At 39.3% G+C, this 519-nt stretch carries 1 protein-coding gene; it reads right to left on the bottom strand.

The window, feature by feature from the left end; genetic code table 11:
* Positions 1-4: 4 nt before the first annotated feature.
* The coding region (locus RR876_RS17380; RefSeq protein ID WP_332637224.1) for a LuxR C-terminal-related transcriptional regulator at positions 5-519 on the bottom strand (515 nt) is incomplete at its 5' end.

The raw sequence follows: 519 nt of genomic DNA, 5'->3' as shown, positions 1-519 counted from the left end.
TGTCTTAGAAATGGGTCAGGCCATTCTGAATAATAATTTTAGAGCTGAGCTCACTTTTAGAATGAGCACCTAGCTTCTTCATTAAATTGGCTTTATGAACCTCGACTGTACGATGTGACAAGCAAAGTTTTCGTGCAATTTCTTTGCAGGTTAATCCATTTACAATGAGTTGAGTAATCTCAGATTCGCGTTTGGTTAACTTCTGTTTACTTATCAGCGGATGCTGCTCTTTACGTTCAAAATGCCACACCATCAATTGAAAAGGATCTTCAGGGGTGAGTGTACGTCCATGGGTATGTGTCCAGAAAATCTCTCCACTTTTATGCTGCATAAAGCGTTGATCCGAATAATGCAGGCTATTTTTTTGCAATAGGCTTTGCAAAGCATCATTTCCGACTTTCTCATAGTCTTCAATACTGGGGAAAATTTTAATAATGGAGTGATGAAGAAGCTCTTCACGCTCATAACCAAACATCTGAGCAAAGGCGTGATTCATTTCGACCATATGCCGATTACTGA

This window comes from Acinetobacter sp., from assembly GCF_036666595.1.
Taxonomy (GTDB): Bacteria; Pseudomonadota; Gammaproteobacteria; order Pseudomonadales; family Moraxellaceae; genus Acinetobacter.
This window is presented reverse-complemented; position numbering and strand designations above follow the sequence as displayed.